Source organism: Hydrogenobacter sp. (genome assembly GCA_041287335.1).
In the GTDB taxonomy this organism is placed as follows: Bacteria; Aquificota; Aquificia; order Aquificales; family Aquificaceae; genus Hydrogenobacter.
Genome location: JBEULM010000020.1, coordinates 23,956 through 35,856 on the forward strand (window position 1 = coordinate 23,956; position 11,901 = coordinate 35,856).

Annotated in this window: 12 protein-coding genes; 4 read left to right on the top strand and 8 right to left on the bottom strand. The window is 40.9% G+C overall.

Annotation, left to right across the window (positions count from 1 at the left end):
- Positions 1 to 2 precede the first annotated feature (2 nt).
- Both ABWK04_02620 and moeB read right to left on the bottom strand, forming a co-directional pair.
- Positions 3 to 227 (bottom strand): hypothetical protein, encoded by a 225-nt coding sequence (locus tag ABWK04_02620; GenBank protein ID MEZ0360781.1) that lies wholly within the window; start codon positions 225 to 227, stop codon positions 3 to 5.
- A gap of 8 nt (positions 228 to 235) precedes the next feature.
- The gene (gene moeB / locus ABWK04_02625) at positions 236 to 1,051 is read right to left on the bottom strand and encodes a molybdopterin-synthase adenylyltransferase MoeB (GenBank protein MEZ0360782.1); all 816 of its coding nucleotides are present in this window, start codon (positions 1,049 to 1,051) and stop codon (positions 236 to 238) included.
- A gap of 49 nt (positions 1,052 to 1,100) precedes the next feature.
- Here moeB and argJ point away from each other — a divergent pair, with 49 nt between their 5' ends.
- Positions 1,101 to 2,237 (top strand): bifunctional glutamate N-acetyltransferase/amino-acid acetyltransferase ArgJ, encoded by a 1,137-nt coding sequence (argJ, locus tag ABWK04_02630; GenBank protein ID MEZ0360783.1) that lies wholly within the window; start codon positions 1,101 to 1,103, stop codon positions 2,235 to 2,237.
- On the opposite strand, the gene ABWK04_02635 is transcribed toward argJ, so the two are convergent.
- On the bottom strand, positions 2,238 to 4,142 hold the full coding sequence (locus ABWK04_02635; protein MEZ0360784.1) for an ATP-binding protein: 1,905 nt from the start codon (positions 4,140 to 4,142) through the stop codon (positions 2,238 to 2,240).
- On the bottom strand, positions 4,139 to 5,095 hold the full coding sequence (locus ABWK04_02640) for an ABC transporter substrate binding protein (GenBank protein ID MEZ0360785.1): 957 nt from the start codon (positions 5,093 to 5,095) through the stop codon (positions 4,139 to 4,141). The genes ABWK04_02635 and ABWK04_02640 overlap by 4 nt, the downstream gene beginning before the upstream one ends.
- Positions 5,096 to 5,249: 154 nt before the next feature.
- On the opposite strand from ABWK04_02640, the gene ABWK04_02645 reads away from it, so the two are divergent.
- Positions 5,250 to 7,214: an ATP-dependent helicase gene (locus ABWK04_02645; protein MEZ0360786.1), complete on the top strand. Its 1,965-nt coding sequence runs from the start codon at positions 5,250 to 5,252 to the stop codon at positions 7,212 to 7,214.
- 66 nt (positions 7,215 to 7,280) lie between these two features.
- Positions 7,281 to 7,613 (top strand): ferredoxin, encoded by a 333-nt coding sequence (locus tag ABWK04_02650; GenBank protein ID MEZ0360787.1) that lies wholly within the window; start codon positions 7,281 to 7,283, stop codon positions 7,611 to 7,613.
- A gap of 13 nt (positions 7,614 to 7,626) precedes the next feature.
- Here the strand turns inward: ABWK04_02650 and hfq are convergent, their stop codons facing one another.
- The 4 genes from hfq to fabG are packed head-to-tail and all read right to left on the bottom strand — an operon-like array spanning position 7,627 to position 11,198.
- The gene (hfq, locus tag ABWK04_02655; GenBank protein ID MEZ0360788.1) at positions 7,627 to 7,869 is read right to left on the bottom strand and encodes an RNA chaperone Hfq; all 243 of its coding nucleotides are present in this window, start codon (positions 7,867 to 7,869) and stop codon (positions 7,627 to 7,629) included.
- On the bottom strand, positions 7,859 to 8,860 hold the full coding sequence (locus tag ABWK04_02660) for an ADP-ribosylglycohydrolase family protein (protein MEZ0360789.1): 1,002 nt from the start codon (positions 8,858 to 8,860) through the stop codon (positions 7,859 to 7,861). Before ABWK04_02660 ends, hfq begins: the two co-directional genes overlap by 11 nt.
- Positions 8,841 to 10,445: a type I DNA topoisomerase gene (topA, locus tag ABWK04_02665; protein ID MEZ0360790.1), complete on the bottom strand. Its 1,605-nt coding sequence runs from the start codon at positions 10,443 to 10,445 to the stop codon at positions 8,841 to 8,843. The genes ABWK04_02660 and topA overlap by 20 nt, the downstream gene beginning before the upstream one ends.
- 3 nt (positions 10,446 to 10,448) lie before the next feature.
- Positions 10,449 to 11,198 carry a 3-oxoacyl-[acyl-carrier-protein] reductase gene (fabG, locus tag ABWK04_02670; GenBank protein MEZ0360791.1) on the bottom strand — a complete coding sequence of 250 codons (750 nt, stop codon included), beginning with the start codon at positions 11,196 to 11,198 and terminating at the stop codon, positions 10,449 to 10,451.
- Positions 11,199 to 11,247: 49 nt separating this feature from the next.
- Here fabG and ABWK04_02675 point away from each other — a divergent pair, with 49 nt between their 5' ends.
- Positions 11,248 to 11,889, top strand: coding sequence for a site-2 protease family protein (locus ABWK04_02675; protein ID MEZ0360792.1), 642 nt, complete (start codon positions 11,248 to 11,250; stop codon positions 11,887 to 11,889).
- Positions 11,890 to 11,901 lie beyond the last annotated feature (12 nt).

The following is an 11,901-nucleotide window of genomic DNA, read 5'->3' on the forward strand; positions in this document are numbered from 1 at the left end:
TCTCACCTCAGGATACTCACCACTACGTGCAGTAGATAACCTAAGATCACGCCAAAGAAGAAAAAGAGAAGTACGAGAAGTCCCAACGGCATGGTATCTATTGTATATATATATTCGCCTATTTGCGGTGTGAGGATAAGCGTTACAGACTGCTGGTTTAGAAAGACCAGGAGAGCGGATACACCCACCATCAGTACAAAAACGGCAAAATAGAAAAGTAATCTCATGTCAATTTTCAAAAATGTACATCGCAAACTTGTTCGTACTCTATAAGTTCCTTTATACTCGCCTTTTCACCACATAGAGGACACGCAGGATCTTTGCGCAGTTTTACTTTCCTAAAGTCCATTGAAAGGGCGTCCATCACCAAAAGCTTACCCACCAAAGGCTCTCCTATGCCCAAGAGTAGCTTTATAGCTTCAGTTGCCTGAATACAACCCATTATACCGCCTATTGAACCGAGAATCCCCGCTTCTTGACAGCTCGGAACGAGTCCAGGGGGTGGTGGCTCAGGAAATAGGCATCTGTAACATGGAGAATGTTCCCTCATCCTGAAATCAAAAACAGTTATCTGCCCTTCAAACCTCAGCATGGCAGCTGACACAAGCGGTTTGCCTGCAAAGAAACACGCATCGTTTATGAGAAATCTCGTAGGGAAGTTATCCGTACCGTCAAGAATAACATCGTAATCCTTTATTATGTCCATAATGTTTTGTTTGTTTAGCATAGTGTTGTATGTTTTTACTTCTACATCCGGATTTAGCTTCTCTACTGTGATACGAGCTGACTCCACCTTAGGAAGACCTACCCTCTCAGTAGTGTGAAGGATCTGCCTTTGAAGATTTGAAAAGTCTACCACATCAAAATCTACTATACCTATGGTTCCAACACCTGCGGCTGCAAGATAGAAGATGGAAGGAGAACCTAAACCGCCTGCACCTACGACTAAGACTTTTGAATTGAGCAGTTTTTCCTGCCCTTTGCCTCCTACTTCCGGCAAAATTATATGTCTTGCGTACCTTCTTATCTGCTCCTCTGTAAACTTGAACATACTTAAATTATATATCCTACCTTTCGTAAATGTGTGTTAGAATTTTCTCATGAACGTTCTCATGGGAATAGGAAAGGCAGGGCTAAAAAGAGAAGGAAAACCTGACCTGCTTGTGATACTTCTCCCTCAGGTTTGTAATGCATCTTTTCTTTTTACTAACAATCACTTCAAAGCTGGAAGCGTAATATACTCCCAAAAGGTTTTTGAAAAGAGCCAGACAGTTAGAGCTTTTGTTATAAATAGCGGTAACGCCAATTGTGGTGTGGGGAAAGAGAGCATAACGCATGCCAGAATGATGGCACAGAGAGTAGCTAAAAACCTTGATATTGAAGATGATCAGGTGCTTGTTTTTTCTACCGGGATTATTGGTAAGCCCCTACCCATAGAGAACCTTTTAAAAGCTATAGATAGCGCTTGCAGTGTCCTTGAACCTCTTGATCTCAAAAGAGCGAGTGAAGTTATATCTACTACTGACAGCTTTCCCAAGTATGACTTTGCAAAGGTGGGCTCGCTTGAAGTTTATGGCTTTGCGAAGGGAGCGGGTATGATCCATCCGAGCATGGCTACCATGCTTGCCTTTTTGTTTACTAACGCTCATGTGGATAGCTTTACTTTGAATCAACTGCACAGGGAAGTAGCCGAAAGAACTTTCAATTCAATTAGCGTTGATGGTTGCATAAGTACAAATGACAGCTTTGGAATCGTGAGCTTGGGTGTGGTTAAAGAAGATCTTGAAAGGGTAAAGCAAGCGGTGTATGAAGTATCCTTGAACCTTGCCAAGAAAATAGTGGAAGATGGTGAAGGTGCAACGAGGATAATAAAAGTGATCGTAAAAAACGCATCCATTGAGCTAAAGGCGAGGACCATAGCGGAGAAGATAGCCACATCAAACCTTGTAAAGACCGCCATTTTTGGAAAGGATCCTAATTGGGGAAGGGTGCTTGCGGCAGCAGGATCCACTCCCTTTCCTATAGACCAATTCAAGGTAAAGCTTTACATAGGCGAACATTTGGTTTACGATGGGAAGGCTCACTTAAAAGCTACAGAAAACGCAAAAAGGTACATAGAGGAAAATAGGGAGGTTCAGATAACACTTGACCTAATGGAAGGTAAAGAAAGCTGGGTATACTACAGTTGTGATCTTTCCTACGACTATGTAAGAATCAATGCAGAGTATACGAGCTGATCACCTAACTTGGGAAACCACAATTATCCTGACTTCCATACCATTTCCCATATTTTTAAGCTCTATGTGTCCACCCATATCCTCTATAAATCTCTTAGCTAAGGAAAGTCCAAGACCAATACCGTCCTTTTTCGTTGTGTAGAAAGGTTCAAACACTTTGTGAAGTTCATCCTCGGGAATTCCGTTCCCGTAATCTCTCACGATCCATACGAAGCGATCACCTTCGTGTTTTAGTCTTATCTCCACCTTTTGGTCTTGTAAAGAGGCATCTATGGCATTTTCTATGACATTTACCAGTATCTGTTCTAACTTCCAAGGAAAGCATACTACGCTTGCTTCTGTGTTGGTATCACATATAAATTCAAGGGTGACCCCCTTTTTCCTAGCTTTAAAAGCCAAAAGTTCTACCACTTCTCTGGTTATATCGCATGGATTTATCTCTTGAGGTTTTCCATCAAAGGCTTTTGCTATGTCCAAAAGTTTCCTGACTGTCTGCGCACTTTTGAGTGCCTGTTTCATTATCACTTGAGCCTTCTCTTTTAGCTTTTCATTGTCGGAAGTGTTATGTATGTACTCCGCATATGTAAGTATAGAGGCAAGAGGATTGTTAAGCTGGTGAGCTATTGAACACGCTATTTCTCCAGCTACTGAGAGTTTTGATGTCCTATAAATCATAAGTTCAAGCTCTTTCTTCTCAGTTAAATCCTTGAGCTGGTAAAGGATAAAGTTACCATCTTCGGTTTTTATCCTCACTGCGTATACGTTAACTACGTACTTTTTATTCCCTAAGGTAAGAAAGGCTTCGGGAATAAAGAGGGCGTTGTATGAGTAAGGTTCTATGAACTGCTCGATGTTTTTACCTACAAGGCTTTCTTCGTTGGCTGAGTATCTTTCCAAAAAACTCCTGTTGACCTTTTTTATATTTCCCTCCATATCTACGAGAAGCATACCGTCAACGAAATTGTTAAAGATGCTCATATAAACCTCCTTTTCCCTCTCAAGGCGCTTTATTAGCTCTTCAAAGGTCTTAGAGAGAATGCCTATCTCGTCATCACCTTTTAGGTTTATATGCCTCTTTTCGTTCCACTCAAGAAGATTCCCTTTTAACCTATCAAGTGGCTTGAATATGCGCAGTACAACTAAAAAAGCTACGATCCCCAATCCTACAGTGTTTACTATGCCAAACAGGGAAGCCCTAAGCAAGAATCTGTAAGCAGGATTTACAACTGTGGTATATGGTTGCTCAAGGACAAGTATCCAGCCAGTACCTTTTACCTTAGCTCTCACCTTCAATGGGCTTTCCTCACTTTTCTGGCGCACACTGAGGAGAACCTTACCCTTGCTGTCCAAAAGGTAAAGATTGACATCCTGCACATTTACAGGGTACATATTTTCCAAAAGTGTATTCACATTTATACTTATTACGTAAAAACCTTTAAAAACATTGTCCTGAAAGTCAGGAATCTTAACCCTGACGTATAACTCTCCGTAGTTGTCTGTATAATATCCGATCATTTGTGTTCTTTCAAGCAATGAATTCAGCGTATCTTCAAAGTTTGATAGAGTTCTTAGTCTGCTTGAATATGTCACCAGCCTACCGCTCGGATCGTAAAAAGCACCTTCAGTAACACCATCCACATCTCCTGATAAGCGCCACAGGATCTCCTCAGGATATAAGCCCATCTTCTCGTACTTAGCAATTAGCGTACTTATCTTACTTATTTTCTCTTCCAAAGCTGAACTTAATTTGTCGGATATAGCATACACAAGTATGTTGGCGTCCTTCCTCCACATTTCAAGGAATTCTGATCTGAGAATATAAAAATGGTTAGCGTAGGAAATTATCTGAACCATAAGTACTAAGGTCAGAAGCAGAAGTATCCTCCCCTTTAAACTCTTCCTCATCTGAGTACCTGATCGGCAAGGGAGATAGCACGCGAATCGTAAGGAATTCTTTGCTCTCTAAGGGTTTTCTCGTTTATCACGAGTCTCAAATTTTTCACCTTTTCAAAGGGTATGTCTTTTACCTTTTCTCCTTTTAGCAACCTATAGGCTATAAAAGCCGACTGATACCCTTGCTCGTAGCCGGAGCTTCCGTAAGAAACCGGACAGCCAGCTTTTGCTTGCTCAGGTGATAGACACATGACAGGTACCTGATAAAAGTTAGCGTACTGGAGTATATAAGAAGTTAAAAAATTCTCCGTATAAAAACACGGCGTTATCACTATACCACCGAAACCATCCTCCTTCATGTGGCTTATCACATACTCTAAGTCAACTGCATCTCTTACTGATACGGGAACCACCTTTATACCGTATTTTTCCCCTGCTTTTATTGTTATTCTCGTTGCTACCTTTGATGCCTCAAATCGAGGTGTACAGAAAACTACAACCTTATTTATGTTTGGGAATAACTTGTGAAATATCTCCATTCTTTTTTCCATAAGCTCCGCATTCAGGTTATCCACCCCGGTTATATTGTATGTAGGTCTTTCCATACTATCTGTAAGCCCCCAAGACTTTACAGCGGTACCTCCCATAAGTACTATAGGCTTTTTCATATCAGGTTTTAGTTTTCTTATATAGTAAGCTTCTATACTACCCCCAACAGCTATAAGTTCGTACTTTTGAAGTTTGTTTATCACCTCAATGGTTTTTTCCTCCAGCTTTTTTAAGTTGTTATCTCCCACATATACATCAAATTTTACATCCCTAACCCCAAGCGCCCTAAGTCCATCTTCAAAACCACGCACTTTACTCATCCTACCTTCACCAGATATAACTACAGCTATCCTCTTTTCTTCATTTGAACATGAGAAGATCAAAAAAAGGTACAAAAATAAAAAAGCAACTCGCATACCACCATTATAATAATAGTTTCATGGGATTGGTGCGAGGCTATGGCTGGCTCAAATGCCGCCTGCTGGGGTCTGAGCCAGTCTAAAAAAGGGCGGGATATAAATGCTCCAGCCTAAACTGTGGTTATGTACAGTTTAGATAATTAGGTAATTCATGCTCAATCCCTCTCAGGAAAAGGCGGTGAAACACTTCGGCAGACCTCTTTTGATAATAGCAGGCGCAGGTTCGGGAAAAACAAAGACACTGGCGCACAAATTGGAATACTTAGTGTGCGAAAAGGGATTGAGGCAGGACAGAGTGCTTGTGCTTACTTTTACCAATAAATCAGCTCGTGAGATAAAAGAACGGATAATTAAAGTTACAGGCAATAATGCAGAATGGACTGGCACCTTTCACTCCATAGCCTTGAGGATGCTCAAACAAGATAGACGTACCATCGGTATAATTGACGAAGAAGATAGAAAGAAGCTACTCAAAAATATCCTCAAAGATCTTTCCTTAGGAAAAGAAATTCTTGAACTTGCGGATGCATACATACTCTCAAGACGTGAAAATCTTGAAGAGACAAAAGATGGTATCTTAGAAGAGGTGTATATAAGGTACGATCAGATGCTAAAAGAACAGAATCTCCTTGACTTTTCCGGCATTTTGAGTGAAGCTTACGAACTTCTAAAAAGACAAGGTGATAGGTGGAGGGACTTTTTTGAGTTTGTTATGGTGGATGAATTTCAGGATACAAACAGAATACAGTACGAGATACTGAAGTTGTTAGTTAAGAAAAATATATGTGTGGTAGGAGATCCAAATCAATGCATATACGAGTGGAGACACGCAAGACCTGACAACATACTGAGATTTAAATCTGACTTTGATCCGGATATTATAAAGCTTGAGTACAACTACCGATCCAAGAGACACATAATAGCTATTGCCAACGCTGTGCTTCTGGCTTCAAAAGCGATATGGAAGGATATGATCCCCACACTTAAAGCTACAAAAGACGGTGAGGAAAAGCCTACCGTAAGGAGATTCCAAACTCAGATTGAGGAAGCAGTATGGATAGCACAGGAAATAAAAAGGTTACTTGAAAGGTATAAACCCTCCGACATAGCTATACTTGTGAGGGTAAGTTATCTCACAGAAACTTTTGAGAGAGCGTTCTTCAACGCAAGGATACCTTATAGGACAGTAGGAGCCGTTAGATTCTTTGAGAGGGCAGAAGTGAAGGATGCACTCGCGTTTCTGAAGGTGCTTACAAATCCTGCCGATGAGCTTTCTTTCAAGAGATGCTTAGAAAACGCACTGATAGGATTGGGAAATAAAGCCTATACTTTCATAAAGAGCTTTTATGAGGATAATTGGCTTTCCGCTTCAGTCAAAGCTGTGAAACATCTGAGCGGGAGGGGACGTGAAAAACTGGAAAAGTTTCTTTTGGAGTTTTTGAATCTGAAGGGGAACATTAGCGAGTACGACATAACCCTCAGAGAATTTTTGAAAAAGGTAGGCTATATAGACTATATGCGGATAAAGTATAGGAAAGATTACGAAGAGAGGAGAGAGAATCTTGAGGAGCTTTTCAGATTTCTTGAAGAGAAAAGGAAGGACGGCATGTCCCTTTTAGAAGTTCTGGAGGAAATAAGCTTGATGAGTCAAGAAGAGGAAGGTTCTGACGCTGTAAGCATAATGACTATTCATGCGAGCAAAGGTCTTGAGTTTTCCGTTGTGTTTTTACCAAGACTTGAGGAAGGAATACTTCCTCACGAAAGGAGCATAAAGGATCTTCAGGAGCTTGAGGAAGAAAGAAGGCTGTTTTATGTGGCCATTACAAGAGCCAAAGATCTGCTTTATATGACATACACCAAAGAGAAGGGTGCAAAACCAAGTAGATTCCTCTCGGACATACCAAAGGAACATTTAGATCTGTCCGCATACAGAGTAAAGAAAAACACCTATGCGGATGATCTTGTACCAAACCATACCATAAGGGTCGGAGATATTGTGATACACAGGGTATTCGGGAAAGGTAAGGTGTTGGCTGTAGAGGATGGCAAAGCGAAGGTAGATTTTGGCGATAAGGTCAAAAATATTCACACAGCTTTTCTGGAGAGCATCTCATGACATAACTCATAATAACCTTCCTGATCCTTTTGCTAAAATACTCTCAAAATTTTCGGAGGTAAACACATGAACTTTAAACACCTTTTCATATGCGTAAATCAGAGACCACCAGGTCATCCCATGGGATCCTGTGCGGAAAAGGGAAGCAGAGATATCTATCAAAAGTTTATGGAAAAGCTTCAGATGGATCCTGAACTTTTTATGAGTGTGGTTGTAACACCTACAGGCTGTTTAGGTCCTTGTGGTCTTGGACCTACAATGGTTGTGTATCCAGAAGGTGTATGGTACGGAAACGTAAAACCAGAGGATGTGGAGGAGATAGTAAACAACCATTTAAAGAATGACAGGCCAGTAGAGAGGCTCGTAGTTTCTAAAGGTAAACCGCCAGGTATGTTTTAAAAGGGCTGGGGGTTTAAACAGCCCCCGGTATCCCCTCTTCTTCAAACTCAATTTCAAGCTTTTCAGCCGGTATAATTGTAGTTATGGCGTGTTTGTAAACTAGCGTTTGCTGCCTTCCATCTTCCATTAGTATAGTATAAAGATCAAAGGATCTTATTCTTCCCTGAAGTCTGACACCATTTACAAGATATATGGTCACTTTAACCCTTCTCTTCCTTGCCGTGTTTAAAAAGCTCTCCTGCAACTTATAGGACATCTTGCAACCTCCTTTCTATATAATTTTCCACTATATCGTAAAGCTTATTGGCTAAAGAAATATAATAACCTGAGTTCTCCAAGTTTTCAACAAGGTGTGGGGGAAAAATATTGCTACCCCAGTAAGCACCCAAATAAGCACCAACAAGATATCCTATCGCATCCGTATCTCCACCAAAATCTCCGTAAGAGTTTACACCATCCCAAAAGGCTTTCATAGGCTGTTCCAAGTTGGAAAGGAATATGAATATGGAAAGAGGAAAAGATTCAAATACGTAAGTGGAATTACCGAGAATGTTTATAGCCCTATCTAAATCTGCACCCTCTATGAGAAGCTTGGCAACCTTGTCAATATAAACTTTGTGCTTTTCATACTTTGTAAAGGACTTGAGTTCTTCCAAAAGCGTGACCCTTTGCTCAAAATACCTGAGATTGTAAGTATCTTTTACTAAATGAGATATCAGCACCGCAAGCAGTGCGGAAGCATCGTATATTTCCGGACTTCTATGAGTCAGAGTTGAGACAAGTCTTGCGCCTTCCGAAGCTATAAGAGGATTATAAAAGTGAAAAAGCCCCACCACTGTACATCTGAGAATACCCTCAACGGAGGAGGAAACTAAACCCGCCGTCTCAAGGGATATTCCAGAAGACAGAAGATCAAGAGAGGTAAGCAACGCAGGATCCGGGTACCTGTGACTCTTCTCATCCTCCCTCCACAAAAGTAATCTACGATAAAAATCGTAAGGGTCTATAGCCTTTTTGTCCACTATGCTTTCAAGAAGTATTAAAGAGATCTTCGTTTCATCGGAGATCTCATGAGGTGCAAAACCTGATGATGGACTGAGTGGATGCGGTTCTACAAAACCTTCTACTCTATCACCGTAAAAGTCATAAACTTCCTCTTTAGTTATATCTTCCACACACTTACCTATAGCGTCACCTAAAGCCGATCCTATTATAGTTCCTATGAACTTATCTCTTATTTGCTTCATTCAACACCTTCCTGTAAGATTCAATCACCACAAGCTTCCAATCCTCTTTGCCCTCTTCAACATAATCCAGATGATCCTCCATATCCTTTGTGAAGGTGTAATCCATAAGTTTTGGAAAACGCTCCATTAGATAATCAACAACCCGAAAGGCGATTTCTGTAGGTTTGAGGTGTCCCTTATCTACAGTTACGTAACCTCTGCTTTTTAGAGTTTTTACGATGGTTGCATAAGTGGAAGGTCTCCCTATACCGAGGCGTTCTAAGGTCTTTACGAGGGTACCTTCTGTATATCTGGGAGGAGGCTCTGTCTGCATTTCCTCAATGTATGCCCTTTTGGGTTTTAAAAGCTCCCCCTCTTCAAGATAAGGGAGAGGCTTTTCTTTTACTTCAATAGTGTAGAGTTTAGTCCATCCGTCAAACAAGGTTTTTAATCCTTCGGCAACAAACTCAAGATCTTCTCTTGTCAAGGGATACAGCTTTACGATAGTTTTTTCCCTCAAAGCATCTGAGGACAGACTTGCAAGAGTCCTTGAGGTTATAAGATGCCAAAGTTTCAGATCCAGTTCACCTCTTGGTTTTTTATTCAGATTTGTAGGTCTTATACATTCGTGCGCTCCCTGAGCCAGAGGTTTATCCCTGTATGATCTTAACTTTCCCACATACTCTTTTCCATAGGCTTTTTCTATAAAAGACATGAATTCTTCGGCTTTCTGTTTATTTATTCTGTAACTATCCGTTCTCGGATAAGTTATGTGTCCATCTTCGTATAGCCTTTGAGCTATCTTCTGGACATTATCTACGCTCAATCCGAGTCTCCTGCTTCCTTCAGCCTGAAGGCTCACTGTATTAAAAGGCTTAGGTGGAGCTTCCTTTTGTGTATTCTTAGCTATCTGTTTTACTACAAACACAACATCCTTCAATTTCTTTAAGTAAGGCTCTGCATTTGACGCTTTTTCAAACCTCTGATTTAAAACTGCAAAAAAGCTCACACCATCCTTTTCAAACTCTACCTTCAGGTAGTAGTACTTCCTTCTTTTGAAGCTCTGAATCTGCCTCTCTCTTTCCACTATAAGCCTGAGAGCTGGAGACTGTACCCTTCCTACCGATAAACCTCTCCCCCCCAAATCTCTCCAAAGGAAAGGTGATAGTCTATATCCTATGAGTCTGTCAAGTATCCTTCTTGCAAACTGTGCGTGTACCAGATTGAGGTTTATGTCTCCTGATGTTTCCACTGCTTTTAAAATGGCATACTTTGTAACCTCGTAAAAAATGGCTCTATAGAGGTATCTGTTGATTTCAGAAAGCTCCTCCTTTATAAAGTAGGCTATAGCTTCACCTTCCCTGTCCGGATCAGTACCTATGTAAATTTTCTTAGCTCTCTTTGCGAGCCTTTTTATACTGTCAAGAATCTTCCTTTTACCCTTTAGCCACACGTATCTTGGCTCAAGTGTTTCAAGATCAATTCCCAACTCATTTTCCGGTAAATCCTTTATATGTCCTAACGTTGCCTTCACAACCCAATCATTACCCAGGTACTTAGCGATGGTTTTAGCTTTTGTAGGAGACTCAACGATAAATAGCTTCATAACTCAATACATACCACCATTTACGTGTATGACTTCTCCGGTAACGTAATCCGCAAGCGAAGAGCATAAAAAAAGTACCGCACCAGCCACATGCTCTGGGAGACCAAACCTTCCCAAAGGGATATTCTTAAGATAGCTCTGCTTTATATCATCAGAAAGGGCTGATGTCATATCCGTCTCTATAAAGCCAGGTGCAACAGCATTGACCGTTATGTTCCTGCTTGCAAGCTCTTTGGCAAGACTTTTGGTAAAACCTATAAGACCTGCCTTTGTTGCAGAGTAGTTGACCTGTCCCACATTTCCCATAAAGCCAACCACTGAAGATACATTTATTATCCTACCCCATCTATTTTTTATCATACCTTTCACAGCTAAGGAGGTTATCAAAAACGTACCAGTCAAATTAACTTTAAGCACTTCCTCCCAATCTTCTAAGGACATTCTCAAAAAAAGCTTATCCTTAGTTATACCTGCATTGTTTACGAGTATATCTACGCCTCCTATGAGTTTTTCTATCTCCTCGTAACCCTTTTTTATTGAATCGGGGTCGTCAAGCCTCAAACCAAGTCCCAAAGCTTTTACCGAATGCTTTTCACTCAGTTCCTTTGCCACTTCATCAGCCTTTGTTTTTTCCCTCCCGGTAATTATAACGCTTGATCCAGCTTGAGCCAGATATTCGGCTATAGCTCTACCTATGCCTCTCGTGGAGCCTGTAACGAGTGCTCTTCTCCCCGAGAGATCTATACAAAACATGAGTAAAATTATAGCACACAGTATCTTCTCTTTTGTTATAATCAGGAAGATGGATCTCAGAGAAGCTATCATCACAGTGCCAGCTATTATGATGGCTGTTATACTTCATGAGTATGCGCACGGCTGGATGGCTTATAAGATGGGAGACCCAACAGCAAAAGAGACAGGAAGGCTCACCATAAACCCCATACCTCACATAGATCCCTTCGGCACCATAATTCTCCCCGCTATGTTCATAATACTCGGATCACCCATACTCTTTGGTTGGGCAAAGCCCGTTCCAATAAATCCCCTCAGGTTTAGGGATCTTAAGGTTGGTACTTTTTTTGTCTCTATAGCAGGTGTGGGAATGAATCTCTTTCTGGCTTTAATCTCCGGCATCTTATACAGATTCATAGATGCCGGTTACTTGGACTTTCTTGGAAACGTGGTGACTCTGCCTTTAGCTATATTCTGCGCCAAATCGGTGCTTATAAATGTTGTCTTGGCTGTATTTAATGCCATACCTATACCGCCACTTGACGGATCAAGAGCTGTCATGAGTTTTTTCTCTCTCAAATATTGGGAAATCTTTTACAGATTTGAGATGTACGGCTTTTTAATTATAACGATATTACTCTTTACAGGAGTACTGGGCAGGATCATGTACCCTCCTATCATCTTTTTGTATAACTTATTTTTAGGCGTATGAGATGAGATACTA

Coding starts and splice junctions, on each gene's coding strand:
- ABWK04_02620 (MEZ0360781.1), bottom strand. CDS start 227: ATGAGATTACTTTTCTATTTTGCCGTTTTTGTACTGATGGTGGGTGTA.
- moeB (MEZ0360782.1), bottom strand. CDS start 1,051: ATGTTCAAGTTTACAGAGGAGCAGATAAGAAGGTACGCAAGACATATA.
- argJ (MEZ0360783.1), top strand. CDS start 1,101: ATGAACGTTCTCATGGGAATAGGAAAGGCAGGGCTAAAAAGAGAAGGA.
- ABWK04_02635 (MEZ0360784.1), bottom strand. CDS start 4,142: ATGAGGAAGAGTTTAAAGGGGAGGATACTTCTGCTTCTGACCTTAGTA.
- ABWK04_02640 (MEZ0360785.1), bottom strand. CDS start 5,095: ATGCGAGTTGCTTTTTTATTTTTGTACCTTTTTTTGATCTTCTCATGT.
- ABWK04_02645 (MEZ0360786.1), top strand. CDS start 5,250: ATGCTCAATCCCTCTCAGGAAAAGGCGGTGAAACACTTCGGCAGACCT.
- ABWK04_02650 (MEZ0360787.1), top strand. CDS start 7,281: ATGAACTTTAAACACCTTTTCATATGCGTAAATCAGAGACCACCAGGT.
- hfq (MEZ0360788.1), bottom strand. CDS start 7,869: ATGTCCTATAAGTTGCAGGAGAGCTTTTTAAACACGGCAAGGAAGAGA.
- ABWK04_02660 (MEZ0360789.1), bottom strand. CDS start 8,860: ATGAAGCAAATAAGAGATAAGTTCATAGGAACTATAATAGGATCGGCT.
- topA (MEZ0360790.1), bottom strand. CDS start 10,445: ATGAAGCTATTTATCGTTGAGTCTCCTACAAAAGCTAAAACCATCGCT.
- fabG (MEZ0360791.1), bottom strand. CDS start 11,198: ATGTTTTGTATAGATCTCTCGGGGAGAAGAGCACTCGTTACAGGCTCC.
- ABWK04_02675 (MEZ0360792.1), top strand. CDS start 11,248: ATGGATCTCAGAGAAGCTATCATCACAGTGCCAGCTATTATGATGGCT.